The sequence below is a fragment of the Kitasatospora sp. NPDC096147 genome (assembly GCF_044763225.1).
Lineage (GTDB): Bacteria > Actinomycetota > Actinomycetes > Streptomycetales > Streptomycetaceae > Kitasatospora.
Window position 1 is genome coordinate 109,946 of record NZ_JBIWFX010000019.1, and the last position, 23,212, is coordinate 133,157.

A 23,212-nucleotide genomic window follows, 5' to 3' on the forward strand; every position below is an offset into this window, starting at 1 on the left:
CACCACCCCACCACCCGCCGGGGCCCTCCCCCGTCCCGCACCCTCAACCACCCCACCGCACCGCCGCTACCGCGACCGCCAGGGGAGAGCCGGTGGTCGCGGGGGTCAGCCGAGGGAGCGTTCGAGGAGGTCGAGGGCGGCGGGGAGGGTGCGGGGGCTGGCGGTGCCGTCGGGGTGGTCGCCGCGGTGCCAGCCGGGGCCGGTGGCGAGGACCAAGGCATGGGTGCGGGAGCCGCGCGGGCCCCAGGCGGTGGCGGTGACGCGGCGGACGAGGTGGGTGTCGGCGGTGGTCGGGTGCTGGGACCAGAGCATGACGGCGGCGGGTCCGGTGCGTTCCAGGGCGTCGAGCAGGGCGCGCGGCGGGACGGCCGCACCGAGCATGCGGAACGGGATCCGACGGGCGGTCAGCCCGGCGGCCACCGCCTCCAGGGGGAGGGTGTGCTGTTCGTCGGGCATCGCGGCCAACAGGACCGGGGGGACGGGGCGGGGCCGGCCCGGGCGGACGGCCTCGGTGCGCAGGATGGTGGAGACGTGCCAGGAGAGCAGGTGCTCCACCTCGACGTACTGCTCGCCCGAGGTGGCCCACTTGCGGCCGGCGGCACGGAGGGCGGGCATCATCACCTCGGTCCAGGCCTCGACCACCCCGAGCGCCTCGACGGTCTCCCGGAGGATGGTGGCCACCTCGGCGGAGTCCAGCCGCATGGCGGCGCGGGTCAGGCCCCGGCACTCGGGGCGGACCGCGCCGGCCCGCAGCGCACGGTGGTCGTCCGGTGGCGGCGGGGCCGGTGCCGGCAGTGGCGCGTCCGGTACGACCACGGCATCGGCAGCAGCGACAGCGGCTGCGGCTGCGGCGCCGGTGGCAGGCGTGGCGGAGACGGCCGTGGCGGTGCCGGTGAGCGGGTTCGCGCGCTCGGCGAGGACCGCTCGGGCGGCCTCCCCCGGGGGGACGCCGCGTGCCGTGAGGGCGCACATCGCGGCCAGGGTCTCGATGTCCGCCGGGCTCCAGCGCCGGTGGTGGCCCGGGGCGCGCTCGGCCGGGCCGAGGCCGTAGCGGCGCTCCCAGGAGCGGACGGTGGTCGGCGAGACTCCGAGCCGGCGGGCGACCGCCCCGGTGGGCAGGCCGGTACCGGATCCGTCGGACGGCTCGGGCGACGCGTTCTCCGGTGGCCCGGTCTGACGATCCCTCATGACGTACCACCCTCCCACGGTCGGACGGGCAACCCCCGCAGCCCGGGGATCACGGTGGAGGCGGCGGGCTGGAACGGCGGCGGGCCCGAGGCCGGAAACGGCGTCGGGGTCAGGGTCAGGTGTGGATCATCGGGCGGAGCTTGCGCAGCCCGTCCCGCATCCGGGTCTTGACGGTGCCGAGCGGCACGCCGAGCAGGGCGGCGATCTCCCGCTGGGAGTACCCGCCGTAATAGGCGAGCACCAGGGACTCGCGCTGCGGTGCGGTCAGTTCGGCCAGCGCGGAGCGGACCCGCTCGGCGTCCGCCAAGTGCTCGAGCTGGTCGGTGTCCGGGGCGTGCAGGGGCTGGTCCTGGCGGGTGAAGCGAAGCTCCCGGTCGGAGGACGCCCGGACCGAGCGGACCCGGTCGACGGCCCGGTGGTGGGCGATCGTCAGGACCCAGGTGAGGACGGAGCCGCGCTCCGAGCGGTAGGCGGGCGCGGTCCGCCATACCTCCAGGAACACCTCCTGGGTGACCTCCTCCGCGTGAGCGGGGCTGCGCAGCACCCGCAGCGCCAGCCCGTACACGGGACCGGCGAGCTCTCGGTACAGCGCCGCGAAGGCCGCTTCGTCGCCCCGGGCGGCTGCCGCGAGGAGGGCCGTCCGGTCCTCGTGGAGGGAGGACGGCTGTCGCGTGGCGATCACTGTTACGGTCACGTCGCCACAGTGCGGCGATTCGATGCGACCGGGCCAAGTGCGGCGTTTGTGCAGCGTTTCGCGCAGCTTTCTCGACACCGGAAATCGACGTGCTCCGGGTGGATCGGGGTGGCAGGATCGCGCGCATGCCGACTGATCCCCTGCTTGCCAGAGCCCGTGCACTCTGGGAGCAACTTGCCGTGGCACCAGTGGAGTTCGCCCAGGGCAGCGAGGTCACGGTGGTGGTCTCCCCCAGGTCGCTGTTCTGCCCGCCCGGGTGGGTGGGGCTGGTGGCGCTGGGCGACGCGGCGATCGTGACGGCGCCCGACGCCGGTATCGCCGATTCGGTGCGCGAGGCCTTGGCCGGACTGCCGACGCGGGCGATCACCGACCCTGGGGTGATCCGGCGCGTGCTGCCCGAGGTCGGTCGGGTACTCGGCCCTGCGATCTTGGCCTACCTGGCCGAGGCGGACTTCCGACCGGCGGCGGGAAGAGCGGGCGAATCAGCGCGGGCAGCGGGGATGGCGTCTGCGGCGCCGCAGGCGGCGTCAGCCGAGCCGGCGGTGGAGCAGGTGCCGGCGGACGACCGAGGGCTGCCGGAGCTGGAACGCCTCGCGGGTCCGGAGGACGCCGGCGAGGCCGGGCTGGACGGGATCACCTCGCCCGCGTTCGTGGTCCGGGAGGGTGGGCGGGTGGTCGCCGCCGCCGGATACCGGATCTGGCCGGGCGGAACAGCGCACATCAGCGTACTGACCGCTCCCGAGCGGCGGGGGCGCGGGCTCGCACGGAGGGCGGGTTCGCACGCGGTGGCCGACGCGCTGGCGGGCGGACTGTTCCCGCAGTGGCGCGCCCGGGTCCCGGCGTCCCGACGGGTCGCACTCGCGCTGGGATTCCGGGAGTTGGGCACCCAGCTGAGCGTGGAGGTGGGAGGCCGGCCGGACCGGGAACCGAGCCCGTAGCCGAGCACGGGAACAGAACCCGGCCCCGGGCCGACACCTGAGGAGGGCCGGCAGCCGGCGAGCCGGCGCTGACCCGGCCCGGACAGTCCGGGCCGGCGCAGGTCGGCAGGGTTCAGTGCGGCTCCGACCGCGCCAGGCCGACGACCGAGAGCGCAGCCCAGCCCACCGAGACCGTCAGGGCCATGGCGCGGTGGCGGCGCCGGGGGAGGGTGGTGGTCAGGGTGAAGGCGTCGGCGAGGTCTGAGGCGATCCGCAGGGCGGCGGCGGTGCGCAGGCTGCGGTCGTCCGGGGCGAGGGCCATGGCCAGGCCGCAGGCCGCGTCGCGCAGGGCCAGCGGCCTCAGGCAGGTCGCGAGGTCCCGGGGCACCGTGCCGCCGGGGGCCAGGCCCGAGGGGCCGGCCAGCAGCACCGGCCGGGCGGCCACCGCGACCCCGTACACCGCCGTGGCGGCACCGACCGCCCTGAGCAGACGACGATCCATCTCCCGCTACCTCCATCACCTCGGTCCACCGACAGGTACCCCGTCTTCGGTCCGGACCACACCGGCGGATGGGTGCCGTCCGCACCGGGGCCGAATCGCTGCGCGAGCGCTGCGGCTGTCCGCGCGGCCGGGCCCGGAGGAGCGTCGGTGGTACCGGCCCGGGGCTCCTCCCGGGTCTCCGTGAGGAGGAAGCGGGCGATGAAACTCCAGGACGAACTGCCGGTGGACCACCGGCTCAACCAGGTCTACCGGATCGGCGCCGGGCTGTGCGGCGCGGTGCTGCTGGTGTTCGGCTGCCTCGGGCTGGCGGACGGGCTGGCGTTCTTCAGCACCGAGGGCGAGGACGTCGCGGGCCTGTCGTCGAACGGGCTACTCAGCGTCATCTCGATCGTCACCGCCGCCGTGCTGATCGCCGGAGCGGTGATCGGTGGCAACACCGCCTCCACCATCAACATCGTGGTCGGCACGCTGTTCGTGATCAGCGGCTTCGTCAATCTGATCCTGCTCGAACGCTCCGCGAACGTCCTGGCCTTCCGGATGCCGAACGTGCTCTTCAGCTTCGTCATGGGGCTGCTGATCGCGACCTTCGGCATGTACGGCCGGGTCAGCGCGGGCCTTCCCCGGGACAATCCGTACTGGCTCCACCGCCACCCCGCCGCCGCCGGCCCTCGGCACGGCTGACTCCCCTGCTGCTGCCCACGGTTGATGCCCCGCCAGAGCCTCTGGCGGGGCATCAACCGTGGGGCCGGCCGGTGGTCAGCGCAGCCGCAGACCGGCCAGCCGGCGGAACGCACCCAGCACCAGTAGGCCCGCGAGCACGGCGGGTACGGCCGCCCACGCCGTGTGGAACACGGCGACCACCGTGCAGCCCTCGGCGACCAGGGAGAGCAGCAGGACGGTGGCGACCAGGGCCGCCGGACGGAAGCCGAGGCGGCGGAGCCGGCCCGCCGGGCGGCGCAGGCGGCGGTCGAGGGAGGGGTCGGTTCGGCGCAGTGACTCCTCGATGGTGCGGAGGAGGCGGAGTTCCGTCGCGGTGAGGTGAACTTCCATGACCCATCGGCTCCTTGGACGGATCGGATGTCTGACGGCCTTCGGGAGTGTCCCCGTTCACCGTCCTGCGGAAGCCCCGCCGGGAGCACTCGCACCGCTCGCGCAGCGCCTCACCCGCCGGGCGGGACGGAAGGGGCGGGACGGGAGGGATGGACGGCCCGTGTCGGGGCGGAGACCGGGGCGAAGGCCAGGGCCGTGTTGTGGCCGCCGAAGCCGGCCGAGGTGGAGAGGGCGAGGCCGACGGACTGCGGCCGGGCCGCGGTGTGCACCAGGTCGATCAGCGCGGTGTCGGCGTCGGAGGTGGTGAACCCGGCGGTGGGAGGCACGAGTTGGCGTTGCACGGTGAGCGCGGTGAGGGCCGCCTCGATGGCCCCGGCGGCGCCCATGGTGTGGCCGATGGTGCCCTTCACCGAGGTGACCGAGGGTGGCCGGCGGGCCAGCAACCGGGCGATCATCCGGGCTTCGGTGGCGTCGTTGAGCGGGGTGCCGGTGCCGTGGGCATTGACGTGGTCCACCTCGTCCGGGGCGGCGCCGGCCTCGGCCAGGGCCAGCCGGACGGCCGCCGTCAGGCCCCGCGCCTCGGGGTGCGGGGCGGTGGCGTGGTGGGCGTCGGCCGCCGTACCGGTGCCCACCAGCAGGGCCTTCGGCCGGACACCCCGGGCGGCGGCGTCGGCCGTCCGCTCCAGCACCAGGAAGCCGGCCCCCTCGCCGATCACGAATCCGTCCCTGGCCGCATCGAACGGCCGGGCGGCGCAGGCGGGTTCGGGATTGCGGGAGAGCGCGCGCATCCGGGCGAAGCCGGCCACGCAGACCGGGGTGACCATGGCATCCGCCCCGCCGGCCAGCGCGATGTCGCAGGCGTCGGCGCGCAGCAGCAGGGCCGCCGTCTGGATGGCGGTGGCTCCGGAGGCACAGGCGGTGGCGGTGTGCAGGACGGGGCCGGTGGCGGCGAGGTCGATCGCGAGCTCACCGGCCGCCATGTTGGGCAGGAAGGCCGGCAGGGTGAGCGGGGAGACGGCCGCCGGGCCCTGGGTGCGCAGGCGTTCGGCGGACTGCTCGTAGCTGCCGATGCCCCCGGCCGCCGACCCGAGCACGATCGCCACCCTGGCCCCGTCCCACTCCCCGGGGTCGAGTCCGGCGTCGGTGACGGCCTGGCGGGCCGCGGCCAGGGCGAAGTGGGTGGCCCGGTCCAGCCGCCAGGGCTGCCGACGGCCCGTCAGGGCGAGGTAGTCACCGGCCACCCGGCAGGAGAGGACGACCGGCAGCCCGTCCAGCGCGGGGTCGGGCGCGGCGGTGGGGCGTCCTTCGAGCAGGCCCCGCCAGGTCTGCTCGGTGCCGACCCCCGCCGGGGTGACCAGCCCGATGCCGGTGACGGCCAGCGGCGGCCGGGCCAGGTCGGTACCGTCGGACGGCCACGGGCGGGCCGGGTCCACCGCGACGCCCCGCGCGGGACGGGCCCCGGTCACCGGGCCGGCCCGGCCGGCCGGGCGGTGGAGCCGGCCAGCAAGGTACTGACCCGGCCGATCAGGTGGGCCACCGTGACGTCGGCGGCCGAGTCGGCGTCGTCGTCCAGGGCGATGCCCCAGTGCTCCTGGAGGCTGACGACGAGTTCGACCCGGGCCAGCGAGTCGAGGTCGAGGTCCTGGAGCGCGGCGCCGTCGTCCACGGCGTCGGCCGGGGCGTCGAACTTCTCGGTGAGCAGGGTGACGAGGTGGGCCCGGACGGGGCTGGTGACGGCGTTCACGGTGTACTGACCTCCTGGGCAGAGCGGTGCGGTTCGTGGTCGGGCAGGACGGTGGCGTGGACCGGTGCGTCCGGCCAGCGCAGGGTGACGGAGGCCCAGGTGAGGCCGCCGCCGAAGGCGGTGAGCAGGGTCGGTGCGCCCGGGGCGCAGAGCCCGCGGGAGAGGGCGTCGGCGAGGGCCAGCGGGATGGAGGCGCCGGCCGTGTTGCCGAGCTCGGCGATGTTGCCGAAGCGGTGCGGCGGGGCGATGCCGACCCGGTCGGCGACGGCGTCCAGGATGCGCTGGTTGGCCTGGTGGCCGATGAACGCCCGCACCTCGGACGGCTGCCATCCGGTCGCCGCCAGCGCCGCCCCGGCCGAGCCGGACATCCGGCGGACGGCGTGGGCGTAGACCTGACGGCCGCTCATCCGGAAGTACCGCTGCTCGCGCGGCAGTCCGTCGGCGGCGGGCAGCCGGGTGCCGCCCGCGTTCACGGTGATCAGGTCGCTGCCCCCGCCGTCGCTGCCCCAGTCCCCCGCCAGGACGGCGCCGGGCTCGTCGGTGGTCCCGGCCCGCAGCAGGACGGCGGCGGCTCCGTCGCCGAAGAGCGGGGCGGTGTCCCGGTCGAAGGGGTCGATGATCGCCGAGTACTTCTCCGCCGCCACCACCAGGGGTGCCCGGCAACTGCCGCTGCGCAGCAGGGCGTTGGCCGTGTTGAGGGCGTAGAGGAAGCCGGAGCAGACGGCGGCCAGGTCGAAGGCGGGGACGGGGCCGAGGCCGAGCCGGTGGGCGACCTCGGGGGCGGTGGCGGGACAGGGACGGTCGGGGGTGGTGGTGGCGAGCAGCAGCAGGTCCGGGCGAGGTCCGTCGCCCGCCACACCCGTCTGCCCGGCTGCGCGCGCCGCGTCGAGGGCGGCTCGGGCGGCGGCGGTGGCGAGGTCTCCCGTGCTGCTGCCGGGATCGGCGATCCGGCGCCGGTGGATGCCGGTACGGCCGACGATCCAGTCGTCCGTGCTCTCCAACCGGCCCCGGGCGATGATCTGACCGTTGGTCACCACCCGGGACGGAAGTGCCGTCCCGACGGCGGCCACCACGGCGGTGCGGCCGGGCGCCGGGGGGAACGGACCGGCGCCGTGACGCGGATCGGGGGAGCAGCTCACGGTGGCCCTCACACCACGGCGGCGGCCGAGTCGGCCCCGGATTCGGCTGCGGACCCGGACGGCCCCGGGACGGCGGCGGCAGCGGCGGGGACGGCGCCGGCAGCGGGGGCAGGGGCAGGGGCAGCGGCGAACGGGGAGGGCGGCTTGGGGATGCCGGCCAGGCCACCGTCCGGGACGGAGAGGCCACCGTCGAGCACCACGGCCTGGCCGCTGAGGAAGGAGGCTGCGGGCGAGGCGAGGAACAGCGCGACCCCGGCCACCTCCTCCGGGTCGGCCCACCGCCCGGCCGGGACGTGTGCCAGCAGCCAGTCGGTGAGGGCGGGATCGGCCTGCACGGCGGCGGTCATGTCGGTACGGACCCAGCCGGGGCAGAGCGCGTTGACCCGGATGCCGCTGCGGGCCCAGCCGACCGCGAGGCTGCGGGCCAGCGAGACCTGGGCGGCCTTGGTCGCCGCGTACGCCTCCATCAGCGGGGTGCCGACCACCCCGGCCACCGAGGACATCAGCACCAGGCTGGCGTCCTGCGAGCGGGCCAGGTGGGGCTGGGCGTGGCGGCAGATCGCGGCGGTGGCATTGAGGTTGACCGTTACCACCTCGTCCCAGGCCGCCTGCGGGAGGTACTGGAGCGGCGCCAGGATCGGGCTGCCGTCAGGGTTGACGGGCAGGGTGCCCGCGTTGTGGACCAGGATGTCCAGCCCGCCGAGCGCCTCGGCGGCCCGGTCGACCAGGGCGGCCTCGGCGGTGTCGGCCAGATCGCCCGGCACCAGGACCGGGGTGTGACCGTAGGGGGCGATCAGCTCGGCGGTCTCCTTGAGGGCGGCCTCGGTCCGGGCCGAGAGGGCGAGCTGCGCACCGGCCTGGGCGAGCGCGACGGCGACGGCGCGGCCGATGCCCCGGGAGGCGCCGGTCACCAGGGCGCGGCGGCCGTCGAGGCGGAAGCGGTCGAGGATGGTCATGGGTGCTACCTCCGATGGTGACGTGGTGTCAGGACCGTGCTCGGCCCCTGCCGACCCCGGCGAGGTGTGGAACCGGCCGGTCGGGACGCTCAGGACCTACAGGCCTGAACCGGACTACGGTGAACGGTGCTTCGGGACGGGATGTGGGTGTGCAGGCTGGGCGCCCCGGTCCAGGTGAGGTGGGCCGCGCCCCAGGTGAGGCCGGCCCCGAAGACGCAGAGCAGCACCCGGGAGCCGTCCCGCAACAGGCCGAGCGCGGCGGCGTCGGCGAGGGCGTAGGGGGCCGAGGCGGCACCGATGTTCCCGGTCAGGTCGCCGGTGATGTGCAGGCGGTCGGCCGGGATGCCGATCCGGTCGGCGACACTGCGCAGCAGCAGCGGGTTCGGCTGGTGGGTGATCACCGCGTCGATGTCCTTGAGGTCCAAGTCCTGTTCGGCCAGGGCCTGTTCGACGATCCGGGGGAAGATCTCGGTGATGAAGCCGCCGACCGCACGGCCGTCCATGTGGATGTGGTGGCGCCCCTCGGCCAGGCTCTCCCGGCTGGCCGGGATCCGGCTGCCGCCACCGGGGATCAGCACGTGGTGGGCGCCCCGGCCGTCCGAGCCCAGCAGGAAGCCCTGGAAGCCACCGCGCTCCACCGGCCCGAGGATCCCGGCGGCGGCACCGTCGGCGAACAGCACCGCGGTGCCCCGGTGGGCCGGGTCCACGAACTTCGAGTACGCCTCCACTCCGACCACCGCCGCGTACCGGGCCGTCGGGGTGGTGGCGAGCCACCCGTGTGCGACCTTCGCGGCGAACAGCCAGCCGGAGCAGGCCGCACTGACGTCCAGCGCCACCGCGTTGACCGCGCCGGTCAGGGCCTGGACCCGGCAGGCGGTGGCCGGCCCGAGCTCGTCCGGGGTGGAGGTGGCCAGCACCAACAGGTCGAGCTGCTCCGGTTCGAGTCCGGCCGCCCGGCAGGCAGCTGCCACGGCGGCGGCGGCGAGGTCGGAGGCGGCCTGGTCGGCCCGGGCGGTGCGGCGTTCCAGTACGCCGGTCCGCTCGGCGATCCAGTCGGCGGGGACGCCGGCTTCGCGGGCGACGTCGTGGTTGGTACGGACGGCGGACGGCAGGTGGGTGCCCATGCCGAGGATGCCGATCTGCGGGGCGTGGTTCACGGGGACCTTCCGGTGGGCTTGGGTCGGTCGGGGCACCGGGCCTGTCCGGGGCACCGGTCCGGTCCCGTTCGGATCAGGGCCAGGTCGGGGCCGGGAAGGGGCCGGGTCGAGGGGTTGGGCAGGCCGCAGGTTGCGTGGGTCGCCGGACGGGCCCGGGAGCACGGGTCAGGGGCGGAACTCGGGTCGCCCCGGGGCGACGGGCTTCCGGGGCGAACGAGCCTCGGGCGCACGGCGGCGGCCCGTGTCAGGGGGTGCGGCCGATCCGGGCGGTGAGCCGGTCGAGGGGAGCCGGGGCGTGCCGGTCGATCACCGTGGCCGCGTAGTGCGCCGCGCCGAGGGCGCCGTGCGCGCCGAGGCCCGGGTCCAACGCCGCGACCACGGCTTCGAGTTGCGGCAACAGCCGGTCGCACACGGCATCCATCGCGACCGGGAGGGCCCGCACGGCCGCCGGGGTGAGGACACCGGCTGCCAGCAGCGGACCGGCCAGGCGGCGAGCCTGGCGCAGCCCGTCCAGCGCGACGAGGTCGGCGGCGCCGGGCACGAGCGCATCGACGACTACGGCCCCGGGGGGCTCCCCGTCGAGGGCGGTGCCGCCGCCACCGGCCGCCGGGCCGACGTCGGCGGACGCCACGTCATCACCCGTGACGCCGCAGCCCGCTGCCGCACCGGTCGGTACGACACCCTCCACCGCCGCATCGGCCGCGAGACGACAGGCGTGCACCTCGCCCAGCAACAGGGCGTCCGCCAGCAGCGGGTTCCAGAGGTCCAGCCCCTCGTGCCCCGCCTGCTGACGCTCCGTCCGGGCCAGCGCCAGGTCTGCGGCCAGCCGATCCTGGAGCGTGGCGACCACGACGGACCACCAGCCCGCCTCGGTGGGCGGGGGCAGTTCGGTGAGCGGACCGGACGGTTCGGAGCGCGGGCCGGGCACCGTCGACTGCTCGGCCAGCGCACGGCCGGTGTCCAACAGGGTCAGGGTATTGTCCCCGCCCGCGCTCTCGAAGGCCCGGGCCAGGCCGAGGTACTCGGAGAGCCGGTTCTCCCCGAAGAACCCCGAGACGCCGCAGCGGTGTTGGAGCTCACCGACGGTCTCGGCGACGGCCCGGGTGCCGTACACCTTCCGAAGCGCCAGGGCCCGGTCCACCGCCGCCCACGGTGAGAACGTCATACCCGCCCCGGGCGCGGCGGCGGTCCGCTCCGGGGCACGCAGCACCTCCCACTCGGCCAGTGCCGCCCACGCCGCGCGGCGCAGGGTGTGCGCGGTCGCGAGCGCCCCGAGCACCGCGTGCTGCTGCGTCCGGTACGCCAGCACCGGGCTGCCCGGAGCCAGCCGCCCGTGGCTGCGCCGGGCCGCGCTGAACCGCCAGGCCGTCCCGGCGGAGCGGCCCGCCAGGGCGGCCATCGCGGAGGGCAGGGTGGCCCAGAGCGCCTGACCACAGCTCAGCGTCCGCTGGAGCCGAAGGTCCTGACTGCCCGTGGGGTCGTGCAGTACGCCGTCCGGGCCGATCGTCGCGCCGTCGGCCAACCAACGGTCGTACCGGATCTCGGCCCCGTCGAAGCGGACGAACCCGTACGGCAGCGGCACCGCGTCCACCGAGACCGCACCGGAGACGGCCACGCCCGGAGCCGGCCGCCCGTCGGCCCCCGTGATGTCCGCCAGGAACGAGAACACACCACCGTCCACGGCACCCCCGTCGGCACCGGCACCGGCACCGGCACCGGCCGGACCCTCGATCAGCAGGCGTGCGCAGACCACCGCCTGCTGCGGCAGCCCGGTCGCGGCGACGGAGGAGAACTTCGCCGCCGCGTCGTCCGGGGTGTGCAGGGTGAAGACCCGGCGACGGGCGTCGTAGCGGGCTTCGGTCCGGATCCGCAGGTGGCTGGACGCCTCGCCGATCTCGGTGACCATGAACGAGCCCTTGGTGCGGGCGTGGGCCAGCTCGCCGTGGAGGTCCGCCTCGGCGCCGCCCAGCAGGGTGAGCGAGCCGACGCAGAGGATGTAGTGGGAGAGGAAGGTCTGGTAGAGCGCCGGGTCCGCCAGGGCCGTCAACTCACTCACGGTGGCCAGCAGTTCCGGATCGGCCACCAGTTCGGCAGCGGGCGGCAGGTGGGCCGCCAGCCGGGCCAGCCGGCGGTGCGCGCCGGTGTCGGTGACGGCGGCGGACGGGCGGCGCAGCAGGTCGCCCTCCAGTAGGCGGGCCACCCGCTCGGCCTGCTCCGGTGGGAGGAGCGCAGCGAGCCGGTCGTGGGTCACACCGGTCGGCGGCATGGTGGTGGTCATGAGGTCCTCCCGGTGGAGGTGGAGGGCGGGCGGTGGGAGCGCGTGGTGCGGGGGTCGGGCATCCGGGGTGCCTCCGAGACCCGACCCCCGGCGGTCGCGGCGCGGGCCGGTCGGACGGCCCGGGCCGCGGCCTCGACAGGCAGACCGGCCCGCGCCGCGACCGACGCGTCCGCCGGAGCGCAGGCCCGTCCACCGACCGGCATCGCGGCGGAGGCTCCGGCGGGGACCGCCGTGGAGCCCCCGGCCGGAGTCCCGGCGGAGGCGACCGGCTGCTCACCGCCGACCGAGCGGGCGTCAGCGGTCCCGGGGCGGCCGGCTACGGTCCCGGGGCGGCCGCCGGAAGAGCGCGCCGCCTGCTGCGCCGGCACGCGCGCGGGCAGCCAGGTCGCAGCGGGGGCGGGCCAGGGCCCCTCCGCGAGGGGCGCGAGCGCCCGCACGCCGGGCGCGACCGCCCGGACCGCGCCGGCCAGTGCGCTCCCGGTGCCCATCTCCACCGCCAAGGCCGCGCCCCCCAGTCCGGAGGGCAGCACGGTGGGCAGTGAGAACGCCTTCACCAGGCAGGAGCCGAGCGCCTTCGGCAGGTCGGTGCCCGCTCCGTGCAACCGCCCGGCCACCGCCGAGAAGACCGGACGGCGGGGCGGCTCCAGGCGGAGCAGCCGCGCGTACTGTTCGAACGCCGCGGCCTCCTCGGCCAGGCCGGGGTGGTGGCTCATGAACGGCAGCCGCAGCCGCTGCGCGGCCACCCCGCGCGCTCCGGCGCACCGTTCGGCCGCCTCCAGGTCGGGCAGCGGGCCGGAGATCACCGTCTCCCCCGCGTGGTTGACGCAGGCCAGCACGGTCCGCACCGCCTCGGGCCCTGCTTGGGCGAGCAGACGCCTGGCCTCGAACGGACCCGCCCCGAGCAGGGTCATACCGCCGCCGTGCGAAGTCAACAACTGTCCGAGCCGACCGGCGAGTCGGGCGCCGTCGCCGATCGAGCAGGAGTCGGCGGCGGTGAGCGCGGGGATCTCACCGAAGCTCACCGCGACGAACCGGCCGGCCACCAGGCCGTCCTCCTCCAGTGCGCGGTGCACCGCCAGCGAGACACCGAACTGGGCGAGTTGGAGCGTGCCCGGCATCTCGGCGGCCAGGTCCCGGGCACTCGGCGCGGTGGCGGCCGTCAGCCTGGGGCCGATCGGGAGCACGCCGAGCTCGGGGGCGACCTGGTCCACCTCCTCGAACACCTCCCCCAGGGCGCGCCGCAGCGAGGGGGTGGTGGACAGGGCCCGCAGCAGCGGCCCGAGACCGAAGTCCCCCTGGCCGGGGAACAGATGGACGGTGCCCGCACGGTCGGCACGGAGCCGTGGTGCGCTGGTCATGGCGGAGTGCCCTCCCTTCGAGGGCGCGCCCCTCGGCGCACCCGGTCATTTCGATGGTGGGACCTACCGGGCGCCCCGTGCGTCTTCACCGGCACCTGACGTGTCAAGAGTTCCGCCCCGTCAATTCGCGCCCGCTTTGCCCTCCTTGAAACGGAGATGCTCTAACCTCTTCGTAGACATCCCGAGTTGTACGGCACACGGGTCCCGGTGCCCCCGTCAGCACTGCGATGCGCCCGCTCACGCAGGGCGCAACCGCACCGACGGCCCGTCCAGGAGGTGCAGGCGGGTGGCAGTCCACCGCGTTCCGAACGTCCGTCTCAGAGAACTCCTACGCGAAGCCCGGTGGACCGGAGCCCAGTTGGCCCGTGCGGTGAACCGGATCGGCGCCGAATCCGGGCTCCGGGGCGTCGCCTACCAGCGCGCCTCGGTCCACCAGTGGCTGACCGGCACCCAGCCCCGGGGACCGGTCGCCCACCTGGTCTGCGCCGCTCTCACCGAGCGCCTCGGCCGCGCGGTCGACCTGGCCGAGGCGGGCTTCGAACCCGGCCGCCCCTCCGGCGGCCCCGGCCCGGACAGCCCGCCACCCGCCAGCCCCCGCTCCCTCCTGACCCACTTGGCCGCAGCGGCCCTCAGCCCCGACCGGGGCGGCAGCGTGCTGGCCTACCAGCCCTCGGCCGGTGCCCCGCTGCACGCGCCGCCACCGCCACGGCCACCGCACGCTCCGGACTGCGCCGGCCCGCACTCCACCGGCCGCGCCGACGACGGCGCCCGGCCGTCCGCGCAGGCCGGCCTCCGTGGCTTCGCCAGTCCTGACGCCCTCGGCACGCTCACCACCCTCGGTTGTGTCGATGGTGCCGACGGTGTTGGCGGCGTCGGCGGCCTGACCGGTCTTGGCAATCTCGGCGGCCTCGACCATCTCGCCGCCCTCAGCAGCCGCGGCGGCCTCACCGACTTCGACAGGCCTGCCGACCCGGGCGGTGCCACCGGCCCTGCCGTCCCCCCGACGACCAGCGCGACCATCGACATCCGTCAGGACACCGGTTCCAGTGCCCACCGCGCACCGGACGACCTCCACGTCCTGGCCCTGCTCCTCCCGGTCTTCTCCTCCGTCGACCACCTGCGGGGCGGTGGCCATGCCCGCACCGCACTCGCCGCCTTCCTCTCCACCAGCGTCCCCGACATCCTGGGCGCCGCCACCTCACCGGTGCGGCACAGCGAAGCCCTGGCCGCCGCCTCCCGGCTCAGCTACCTGTGCGCCTACATGCACTTCGACGACGAACTCAACGGCCTGGCACTGCACTTCTACCGCTTCGGCCTGGAGCTGGCCCGGCAGTCCGGCGATCCGGCCGCCCAGGCCATGACCCTGCGGGCGATGGCGGCGCAGGCCTACGAACTGGGCCACCCGCAGGAGAGCCTGCGGCTGGCCCGGGCCGCCGCCGAGCTGCGTCTCAGCACCACCGCCACCCGGCTGCGGGCCTCCGTGCTCGGTCAGCTCGCCCTGGCCGAGGCCGCCACCGGTGACCAGGTGGCAGCGGTCCGGCACGTGCACGAGGCCTTCGACCTACTCCCCCGCATCGAGGGTCCGCCCCCGCCGGTCGGCGACTACCACCGCGCCGCCTGGGACCACCATCACGCCCTGGTGCAGGCCGAACTGGGTGATCTCACGGGCGCCATCAAGTCCCTGGAGACCTCCGCTGCCCGGCGCCCCCGCACCGAGACCCGCTCACACGCCCTGGTCCTCGGCAAGCTCGCCGAGCGCCAGCTCGCGGCCGGCCGTCTCGACGCTGCCTGCTCCACCTGGCACCAGTTCCTCGACGTCTACCCCCTCCTCACCTCCCGCCGCGCCCACTCAGCCGCCGCCCGCCTGCACCGCCGGCTCCTCCCCCACCGCCGGCGCCACAGCGCCGACCACCTGCTCCAGCGGGTCGCCTCGCTCCGCCTGCCCTGACAGACCGGACGGGGCACGAGGGTCGGCTGCGGTGCGGACTCCCCCGTCCCTCGTCCGCACCGCACCACACCGGACCCTCACGGCCCGTCTTCTCCCCTCAGGTGCTCTGACGCCGCGTCAACGGCGGCCCCGGCGGAGCGCCAGCAGAGCCCCTCCCGAACAGAGCAGCGCCACCGCCACCAGAGCGGCCAGCCCGGCCGGCAGGCCACCGTTGCCGCCGGTCTCCGGCAGCGGCGGCCCCGTCCGGGTCGGCGACGGCTTCGGCGAAGCGCTGACCGACGGACTCGGCGAGGGCGACGGGCTCTGACTCGGGCTCGGGGTCGGGGTCGGGCTCGGCGAGGGCGGGTTCACGGTGATATCGGTGGCACAACCCGCGTCCACACGACCGGCTGCCGCCGGAGCCGCCCGGCGCGAACGGGGCATCGGTACGGGGCAGTTGGTACCGTCCCCGCGAGCACCGACGGTGTTCTCCATGCGCCGGCCACCCGCGTCGGGACGGACCGTGAAGCCGTACACCAGTGTCTCCACCGCACCGGGCCGAAGGTCGAGCGTCCAGGTCAGCCGAGGCTCCGCGTAGTCCACCCGCCCGGCGGTCGCCCGCGCGTCGCCGTCGTACTCGGCCGCCCCCAGCACCCCGCCGAAGTCGTCCACGACGACCGCACCCCGGTAGGTGCCGGTCTCCTCGTTCCGCGCGGTCACGGTGTAGACCACCCTGTCACCGGGCGACGGTGCGGCCGGGCTCACCTTCTTGTCCAACCGCAGGGCGTGCCGAACGGAGATCGGCTCACTCGGACTGGCGACAGCTGTCCGGGTGGGCGTCGCCGGATCCGGCCCACCCGTGACCACAACCGAGTTGAGCGGCGTCTCGGTCGCGTCGGGCGAGAGGGTGCCGGTGAGCGTCCACCCGAGCGTCGTCCCCACCGGGATCGAGACCGCCGGGCAGGTGGCCGTACCGCCCACCACCGGGCAGTCCGCCCCGTCGGAGTCGGCACGCATCACGGCCCCGGTGACTCCGTCCGGGACCCGGTCGGCGACGACCACCTCGCGGGCGAGCGACGGCCCCTCATTGGTCACCGTCACCCGCCAGGCAACCGGCCGGCCGGCGACCACTGGACTGGTGAGCAGCACCTTCGCCACCGTCAAACGAGCCACCGCAGAAGGCGAGGCGCTCGGCGAGGCCACCGCCGTACGCGTCGGCGACACCGGATCCGGGCCACCCGTCACCACCACCGAGTTGACCGGCGTCACCGTCGCATCCGGGCTGAGCATGCCGCTCAACGTCCACGACAACGACTCCCCCACCGCGATCTCCACCGCCGGACACATCGCCATCCCACTACTGATCGGACAGTCGGCACCGTTGGAGTCCGCCCGCATCACAACGTCCGTGATCCCAACCGGCACGGTGTCCCTCACCACAACACCCCGCGCCCGCGACGGCCCGTCATTGGTCACCGTCACCCGCCACCGGACCTGCTGACCCGGCACCACCGGATCAGTGAGCAGCACCTTCGACACCGACAAACGCGCCATCGGAGAAGGCGAGTTGGTCGGTGAAGCCACCGCCGTACGCGTCGGCGACACCGGATCCGGACCACCCGTCACCACCACCGAGTTGACCGGCGTCACCGTCGCATCCGGGCTGAGCATGCCGCTCAACGTCCACGACAACGACTCGCCCACTGCGATCTCCACCGCCGGACACATCGCCACACCGCCCGCAATCGGACACTCGGCACCGTCGGAGTCCGCACGCATCACGGCCCCCGACAGAGCTGCGGGCACCCGGTCGGTGACCACCACTCCCCGCGCCACCGAGGGACCGTTGTTGGTCACCGCAACCCGCCACTGCACCTGCTCACCCGGCACCACCGGATTCGTCAGCAGCACCTTGGACACCGACAAACGCGCCGCCGCGCCGGGCGAGCTACTCGGCGAGGCAACGGCAGTGTGAGTCGGCGTGATCGGGTCAGGTCCGCCCGTCACCACCACCGTGTTCGTCGGCGTCACCGTCGCATCCGAATCCAGCGTCCCCGTCAACGTCCACGACGACGACTCGCCCACCGCGATCTCCACTGCCGGACACGTCGCCACACCGCCCGCGATCGGACACTCCGCACCATCGGAGTCCGCACGCATCACAACGTCCGTGATCCCGACCGGCACGGTGTCCGTCACCACAACACCCCGCGCCCGCGACGGCCCGTCATTGGTCACCGTCACCCGCCACCGGACCTGCTGACCCGGCACCACCGGGTCCGTCAACAACACCTTCGACACCGACAAACGCGCCATCGGAGAAGGCGAGTTGGTCGGTGAAGCCACCGCCGTACGCGTCGGCGACACCGGATCCGGACCACCCGTCACCACCACCGAGTTGACCGGCGTCACCGTCGCATCCGGGCTGAGCATGCCGCTCAACGTCCACGACAACGACTCCCCCACCGCGATCTCCACCGCCGGGCACATCGCCACCCCAGCATCGATCGGGCACGGTGTGCCATCTGCATCCGCGCGCATCGAAGCATCCCTCACGCCGGCCGGGATCCGGTCCGCGACCACCACATCGCGGGCCCGCGACGGGCCGTCGTTGGTAACCGTGACGCGCCACTGCACCTGCTCACCCGGCACCACCGGATCCGTCAACAACACCTTCGACACCGACAAACGCGCCACCGGCGAGGGCAAGTCACTCGGCGAAGCCACCGCCGTACGCGTCGGCGACACCGGATCCGGCCCACCCGTCACCGTCACCGTGTTGACCGGCGTGGCGGTCACGTTCGGGCCGAGGACTCCGCTGAGGGTCCAGGACAACGACTCGCCGACTCCGATCTCCACCGCCGGACACGTCGCCACGCCGCCCAGGATCGCGCAGTTCCCTCCATCTCCGTCGGCTGCCATCACGGGGTCAGCCACACCAGTCGGCACGGTGTCCCTCACCACGACCTCACGCGCCCGCGACGGGCCGTCATTGGTCACGGTCACTCGCCACTGAATCCGCTGCCCCGGAATCACCGGGCTGGTCAGCAGAACCTTGGAAACCGTCAAACGTGCTTGTGGTGAAAGCGAGTTACTCGGCGAGGCCACGGCCGTGTGCGTCGGTTCCGCTGGATCCGGGCCACCCGTCACTGTCACCGTGTTCGTCGGCGTCACCGTCGCGTCCGGGCTAAGCATCCCCGTCAACGTCCACGACAACGACTGTCCAACCCCGATCTCCACCGCCGGGCACATCGCCACCCCAGCATCGATCAGGCACAGTGTGCGATCTGCATCCACACGCATCGAAGCATCCCTCACGCCGGCCGGGATCCGGTCCGCGACCACCACATCGCGAGCCCGCGACGGGCCGTCGTTGGTGACCGTGACGCGCCACTGCACCTGCTCACCCGGCACCACCGGATCAGTGAGCAGCACCTTCGACACCGACAAACGCGCCACCGCAGAAGGCGAGTCACTCGGCGAAGCCACCGCCGTGTGCGTCGGGGTGACCGGGTCAGGGCCACCCGTCACCACCACCATGTTCGTCGGCGTCGCCGTCGCATCGGGGTTGAGTGTGCCACTCAGAGTCCACGACCGCGGCGCCCCCACCGCCAACTCCACCGCCGGACACGTCGCCACACCATCAGCGATCGGGCAGTCCGCACCAACGTCATCAGCACGCATCACAGCGTTCGTGATCCCGGTCGGCACGGTGTCCCTCACCACGACCTGCCGCGCCCGAGACGGACCGTCATTGGTCACCGTCACCCGCCACTGCACCTCCTGGCCCGGCACCACCGGATCGGTGAGCAGCACCTTCGACACCGTCAAACGAGCCTGCGGCGAAGGCGAGTTGGAAGGCGACGCCACCGCCGTACGCGTCGGGGACGCCGGATCCGGACCACCCGTCACTACCACCGCATTCACCGGCGTCACCATCGCATCCGGGCTAAGCATCCCCGTCAACGTCCACGACAGCGACTGTCCGACCCCGATCTCCACCGCCGGACACATCGCCACACCACTAATGATCGGACAAGACGCCGCGCCCGCATCGGCCGACATCGACGCACCAGTCACCTCGGCCGGCACCTGGTCACTCACCACCACATCGCGGGCTACGGACGGCCCGCTGTTCGTCACCGTCACCCGCCACCGGATCTCTTGCCCCGGCACCACGGGATCAGTGAGCAGCACCTTCGACACCGTCAAACGAGCTTGCGATGAAGGCGAGTTGGTCGGTGACGCCACCGCCGTGTGCGTCGGTTCCGCTGGATCCGGGCCACCCGTCACCACCACCGTGTTCGTCGGCGTCACCATCGCATCCGGGCTCAGCGTCCCCGTCAACGTCCAGAAAGACGACGCCCCCGCCGCGATCTCTACCGCCGGACACGTCGCCACTCCCTCAGCGATCGGACAGTCCCCACCACCATCATCAGCCCGCATGGAAGCACCGGACACACCAGTCGGCACGGTGTCCCGAACCACCACATCACGAGCCCGCGACGGCCCATTGTTGGTCACTGCGACGCGCCACTGCACCTGCTGACCCGGCACCACCGGATCCGTCAACAACACCTTCGACACCGACAGACGCGCCAACGGCGAAGGCGAACTACTCGGCGACGCCACCGCCGTACGCGTCGGCGACACCGGATCCGGACCACCCGTCACTACCACCACATTCACCGGCGTCACCGTCGCATCAGCATCCAGGACACCACTCAGGGTGTAGGTCACCGTACCGCCGGCAGCCAACTCGATCGCCGGGCACGTCGCCACGCCACCATCGATCGGACAGTCCCCACCACCATCGGCACGCATCGAAGCACCGGACACACCAGTCGGCACGGTGTCCCGAACCACCACATCACGAGCCCGCGACGGCCCATTGTTGGTCACTGCGACGCGCCACTGCACCTGCTGACCCGGCACCACGGGATCGGTGAGCAGCACCTTCGATACCGTCAAACGAGCCTGCGGCGAAGGCGAGTTGGTCGGTGAAGCCACCGCCGTGTGCGTCGGTTCCGCCGGATCCGGGCCACCCGTCACCACCACCGTGTTCGTCGGCGTCACCGTCGCATCCGGGCTAAGCGTCCCGCTCAACGTCCATGATCGCGACGCCCCCACCGCCAACTCCACCGCCGGACACGTCGCCACACCATCAACGATCGGACATGCACCGCCACCCACATCGGGACTCATCACCGCACCCGCCACCCCGGCCGGCACCTGATCCCGCACCACCACATCGCGAGCCACCGACGGCCCACCATTGGTCACCGTCACCCGCCACCGAATGTCCTGCCCAGGCACCACCGGATCCGTCAACAACACCTTCGACACCGACAGACGCGCCAACGGCGAAGGCGAGCTGGTCGGCGACGCCACCGCCGTACGCGTCGGGGTGACCGGATCCGGACCACCCGTCACCACCACCACATTCACCGGTGTCGAAGTCGCATCAGCGTCCAGTACGCCAGTAAGGGTCCAGGACAGTGTCGCCCCGGCCGCAATCTCGACCGCCGGACACGTTGCCACACCGCCGACCACCGGACAGCCCGCGCCATCGGCGTCCGCGCTCATCGAAGGGTTGGACACCCCAACCGGCACCTGGTCGCTCACCACCACATCACGGGCCCGGGAGGGCCCCTCGTTGGTGACCGTGACGCGCCATCGCACCGGCTGTCCCGGCACCACCGGATCAGTGAGCAGCACCTTCGACACCGTCAAACGAGCTTGTGGCGAAGGCGAGTTGGTCGGCGAAGCCACCGCAGTACGGGTCGGCGACGCCGGATCCGGACCACCCGTCACCGTCACCACATTCGTCGGCGTCACCGTCGCATCAGGACTGAGCGTGCCACTCAACGTCCACGAGTCCGACGAGCCCACCGCCAACTCCACCGCCGGACATGTCACCACATCATCAGCGATCGAACAGGAAGTCCCTTCAGCGTCAGCTGACATGGACGGGTTCGACACCCCAACCGGCACCTGGTCAGTCACGACCACACTACGGGCTACCGACGGCCCGTTGTTCGTCACCGTCACCCGCCACCGAATGTCCTGCCCCGGCACCACGGGATCAGTGAGCAGCACCTTCGACACCGTCAAACGAGCTTGTGGTGAAAACGAGTTGGTCGGCGACGCCACCGCCGTTCGCGTCGGGGACACCGGATCCGGCCCACCCGTCACCACCACCGAGTTGACCGGCGTCGAGGTCGCGTTCGAGTCGAGGACACCGGCCAAGGTGTAGGTCACCGTGCTTCCGACGGCCATCTCGATCGCCGGGCACGTCGCGACCCCACCACTGATCGGGCAGGGCGCCCCATCAACATCCCTCTTCATCGAGGCAGCCTCGACACCGCCTGGGACCTGGTCCTTCACCACCACATCCCGCGCTCGGGACGGCCCGTTGTTGGTCACCGTCACCCGCCACCGAATCTCCTGCCCCGGCACCACGGGATCGGTGAGCAGCACCTTCGACACCGACAGACGCGCCAACGGCGAAGGCGAGTTGGAAGGCGACGCCACCGCCGTACGCGTCGGGGACACCGGATCCGGACCACCCGTCACCACCACCGCATTCACCGGCGTCACCGTCGCATCCGGGCTAAGCGTGCCGCTCAGAGTCCACGACGCCGAAGCACCGACAGCCAGCTCCACCGCAGGGCACGTCGCCGTCCCATTGCTGATCGGACAGGACGCCCCGCCCGCATCAGCCGACATGGACGCACTACTCACTCCAGCCGGCACCTGGTCACTCACCACCACGTTGCGGGCTCGCGACGGACCGTCGTTGGTCACTGTGACGCGCCACTGCACCTGCTGACCCGGCACCACCGGATCCGTCAACAACACCTTCGCCACCGACAGACGCGCCACCGCAGAAGGCGAACTACTCGGCGAAGCCACCGCCGTACGCGTCGGCGACACCGGATCCGGACCCCCCGTCACCACCACCGAGTTAGCCGGCGTCGAAGTCGCGTCCGAGTCCAGCACGCCCGTGAGGGTCCAGGAGGACGATGCCCCCACTGCCAACTCCACCGCCGGGCAGGTCGCCACACCATCAGCGATCGGACAGTCCGCACCACCACCGTCAGCACGCATCGAGGCACCGGACACGCCAGTCGGCACAGTGTCCCGAACCACCACATCACGAGCCCGCGACGGCCCATTGTTGGTCACCGTCACCCGCCACTGCACCTGCTCACCAGGCACCACCGGATCAGTAAGCAGCACCTTCGACACCGACAAGCGTGCTACCGCAGAAGGCGAGCTACTCGGCGAGGCCACCGCCGTACGCGTCGGGGACGCCGGATCCGGCCCACCCATCACCGTCACCACATTCGTCGGCGTCACCGTCGCATCAGGGCTAAGCGTGCCGCTCAACGTCCACGACACCGACGCTCCCACAGCCAGCTCCACCGCAGGGCACGTCGCTGTCCCATTGCTGATCGCACAGGACGCCCCGCCCGCATCAGCCGACATCGACGCACCGCTCACCCCGGCCGGCACCTGATCGCGCACCACCACACCACGGGCTACCGACGGCCCGTTGTTCGTCACCGTCACCCGCCACCGAATCTCCTGCCCCGGCACCACCGGATCAGTGAGCAGCACCTTCGACACCGACAGACGCGCCAACGGCGAAGGCGAGTTGGAAGGCGACGCCACCGCCGTACGCGTCGGGGACACCGGATCCGGCCCACCCATCACCGTCACCACATTCGTCGGCGTCACCGTCGCATCAGGACTGAGCGTGCCGCTCAACGTCCACGACGCCGACCCTCCCACCGCCAACTCCACCGCCGGACAGACCGCCACACCACCAGCGATCGGACAGTCCGCACCACCAGCAGCGTCAGCTGACATGGACGGGTTCGACACCCCAGCCGGCACCTGATCCCGCACCACCACACCACGGGCTACCGACGGCCCGTTGTTCGTCACCGTCACCCGCCACCGAATCTCCTGCCCCGGCACCACCGGATCAGTGAGCAGCACCTTCGACACCGACAGACGCGCCAACAGCGAGGGCGAGTTGGAAGGCGACCCCACCGCCGTACGCGTCGGGGACGCCGGATCCGGACCACCCGTCACCGTCACCACGTTCGTCGGCGTCACCGTCGCATCAGGGCTAAGCGTGCCACTCAACGTCCACGACGCCGACCCTCCCACCGCCAACTCCACCGCCGGACAGACCGCCACACCACCAGCGATCGGACAGTCCGCACCACCACCATCGGCCCGCATCGAAGCACCGGATACGCCAGTCGGCACGGTGTCCCGAACCACCACA

The 23,212-nt window shown here is 73.3% G+C and carries 15 protein-coding genes and 1 pseudogene; 4 read left to right on the forward strand and 12 right to left on the reverse strand.

All coding sequences use genetic code 11. The annotated features are described in order from the left end of the window. Positions 1 to 105: 105 nt before the first annotated feature. Together ACIRBX_RS35120 and sigK are read right to left on the reverse strand one after the other, a co-directional pair. Entirely contained in the window at positions 106 to 1,188 is a 1,083-nt protein-coding gene (locus tag ACIRBX_RS35120) for a MerR family transcriptional regulator (protein WP_402303748.1), read from the reverse strand. Positions 1,189 to 1,303: 115 nt separating this feature from the next. Continuing rightward, entirely contained in the window at positions 1,304 to 1,882 is a 579-nt protein-coding gene (gene sigK / locus ACIRBX_RS35125) for an ECF RNA polymerase sigma factor SigK (RefSeq protein ID WP_402303749.1), read from the reverse strand. Positions 1,883 to 2,061: 179 nt separating this feature from the next. Between sigK and ACIRBX_RS35130 the strand changes: the two genes are divergently transcribed. Continuing rightward, positions 2,062 to 2,820: a GNAT family N-acetyltransferase gene (locus ACIRBX_RS35130; protein ID WP_402303752.1), complete on the forward strand. Its 759-nt coding sequence runs from the start codon at positions 2,062 to 2,064 to the stop codon at positions 2,818 to 2,820. A 112-nt stretch (positions 2,821 to 2,932) separates the two neighbouring features. On the opposite strand, the gene ACIRBX_RS35135 is transcribed toward ACIRBX_RS35130, so the two are convergent. Further along, positions 2,933 to 3,301, reverse strand: coding sequence for a hypothetical protein (locus ACIRBX_RS35135; RefSeq protein ID WP_402303755.1), 369 nt, complete (start codon positions 3,299 to 3,301; stop codon positions 2,933 to 2,935). Between the two features lie 198 nt (positions 3,302 to 3,499). On the opposite strand from ACIRBX_RS35135, the gene ACIRBX_RS35140 reads away from it, so the two are divergent. Continuing rightward, positions 3,500 to 3,982 (forward strand): DUF4383 domain-containing protein, encoded by a 483-nt coding sequence (locus tag ACIRBX_RS35140; RefSeq protein WP_402303757.1) that lies wholly within the window; start codon positions 3,500 to 3,502, stop codon positions 3,980 to 3,982. A 75-nt stretch (positions 3,983 to 4,057) separates the two neighbouring features. On the opposite strand, the gene ACIRBX_RS35145 is transcribed toward ACIRBX_RS35140, so the two are convergent. The 8 genes from ACIRBX_RS35145 to ACIRBX_RS35180 form a co-directional block, all read right to left on the reverse strand. Beyond that, positions 4,058 to 4,351: a DUF3040 domain-containing protein gene (locus ACIRBX_RS35145; protein WP_402303758.1), complete on the reverse strand. Its 294-nt coding sequence runs from the start codon at positions 4,349 to 4,351 to the stop codon at positions 4,058 to 4,060. Between the two features lie 110 nt (positions 4,352 to 4,461). After that, entirely contained in the window at positions 4,462 to 5,745 is a 1,284-nt protein-coding gene (locus ACIRBX_RS35150; protein ID WP_402303777.1) for a beta-ketoacyl-[acyl-carrier-protein] synthase family protein, read from the reverse strand. Between the two features lie 68 nt (positions 5,746 to 5,813). Then, positions 5,814 to 6,095 carry an acyl carrier protein gene (locus ACIRBX_RS35155; protein ID WP_402303760.1) on the reverse strand — a complete coding sequence of 94 codons (282 nt, stop codon included), beginning with the start codon at positions 6,093 to 6,095 and terminating at the stop codon, positions 5,814 to 5,816. Further along, entirely contained in the window at positions 6,092 to 7,129 is a 1,038-nt protein-coding gene (locus tag ACIRBX_RS35160) for a beta-ketoacyl-ACP synthase 3 (RefSeq protein ID WP_402303762.1), read from the reverse strand. Before ACIRBX_RS35160 ends, ACIRBX_RS35155 begins: the two co-directional genes overlap by 4 nt. Before the next feature lie 113 nt (positions 7,130 to 7,242). Then, complete coding sequence (locus tag ACIRBX_RS35165) at positions 7,243 to 8,190, reverse strand: SDR family NAD(P)-dependent oxidoreductase (RefSeq protein WP_402303763.1); 948 nt, start codon at positions 8,188 to 8,190, stop codon at positions 7,243 to 7,245. An 89-nt stretch (positions 8,191 to 8,279) separates the two neighbouring features. Then, the gene (locus tag ACIRBX_RS35170; RefSeq protein ID WP_402303764.1) at positions 8,280 to 9,347 is read right to left on the reverse strand and encodes a 3-oxoacyl-ACP synthase III family protein; all 1,068 of its coding nucleotides are present in this window, start codon (positions 9,345 to 9,347) and stop codon (positions 8,280 to 8,282) included. 244 nt (positions 9,348 to 9,591) lie between these two features. Continuing rightward, positions 9,592 to 11,625 carry a hypothetical protein gene (locus tag ACIRBX_RS35175; RefSeq protein WP_402303766.1) on the reverse strand — a complete coding sequence of 678 codons (2,034 nt, stop codon included), beginning with the start codon at positions 11,623 to 11,625 and terminating at the stop codon, positions 9,592 to 9,594. Continuing rightward, positions 11,622 to 12,983: an acyl transferase gene (locus tag ACIRBX_RS35180; protein ID WP_402303769.1), complete on the reverse strand. Its 1,362-nt coding sequence runs from the start codon at positions 12,981 to 12,983 to the stop codon at positions 11,622 to 11,624. Before ACIRBX_RS35180 ends, ACIRBX_RS35175 begins: the two co-directional genes overlap by 4 nt. Positions 12,984 to 13,341: 358 nt before the next feature. On the opposite strand from ACIRBX_RS35180, the gene ACIRBX_RS35185 reads away from it, so the two are divergent. Beyond that, positions 13,342 to 14,931, forward strand: coding sequence for a tetratricopeptide repeat protein (locus tag ACIRBX_RS35185; protein ID WP_402303771.1), 1,590 nt, complete (start codon positions 13,342 to 13,344; stop codon positions 14,929 to 14,931). 117 nt (positions 14,932 to 15,048) lie between these two features. Here ACIRBX_RS35185 and ACIRBX_RS35190 read toward each other — a convergent pair whose 3' ends face one another. Beyond that, positions 15,049 to 22,926 carry a hypothetical protein gene (locus tag ACIRBX_RS35190; RefSeq protein WP_402303773.1) on the reverse strand — a complete coding sequence of 2,626 codons (7,878 nt, stop codon included), beginning with the start codon at positions 22,924 to 22,926 and terminating at the stop codon, positions 15,049 to 15,051. Here ACIRBX_RS35190 and ACIRBX_RS35195 point away from each other — a divergent pair. Next, positions 22,907 to 23,212, forward strand: a pseudogene (locus ACIRBX_RS35195) (hypothetical protein); the annotation flags it as partial. The gene ACIRBX_RS35190 and the pseudogene ACIRBX_RS35195 overlap by 20 nt on opposite strands.

Bases quoted from the DNA above. Each gene is read 5' to 3' on its own strand.
- ACIRBX_RS35120 (WP_402303748.1), bottom strand. From the start codon at position 1,188: ATGAGGGATCGTCAGACCGGGCCACCGGAGAACGCGTCGCCCGAGCCG.
- ACIRBX_RS35135 (WP_402303755.1), bottom strand. From the start codon at position 3,301: ATGGATCGTCGTCTGCTCAGGGCGGTCGGTGCCGCCACGGCGGTGTAC.
- ACIRBX_RS35140 (WP_402303757.1), top strand. From the start codon at position 3,500: ATGAAACTCCAGGACGAACTGCCGGTGGACCACCGGCTCAACCAGGTC.
- ACIRBX_RS35145 (WP_402303758.1), bottom strand. From the start codon at position 4,351: ATGGAAGTTCACCTCACCGCGACGGAACTCCGCCTCCTCCGCACCATC.
- ACIRBX_RS35165 (WP_402303763.1), bottom strand. From the start codon at position 8,190: ATGACCATCCTCGACCGCTTCCGCCTCGACGGCCGCCGCGCCCTGGTG.
- ACIRBX_RS35175 (WP_402303766.1), bottom strand. From the start codon at position 11,625: ATGACCACCACCATGCCGCCGACCGGTGTGACCCACGACCGGCTCGCT.
- ACIRBX_RS35180 (WP_402303769.1), bottom strand. From the start codon at position 12,983: ATGACCAGCGCACCACGGCTCCGTGCCGACCGTGCGGGCACCGTCCAT.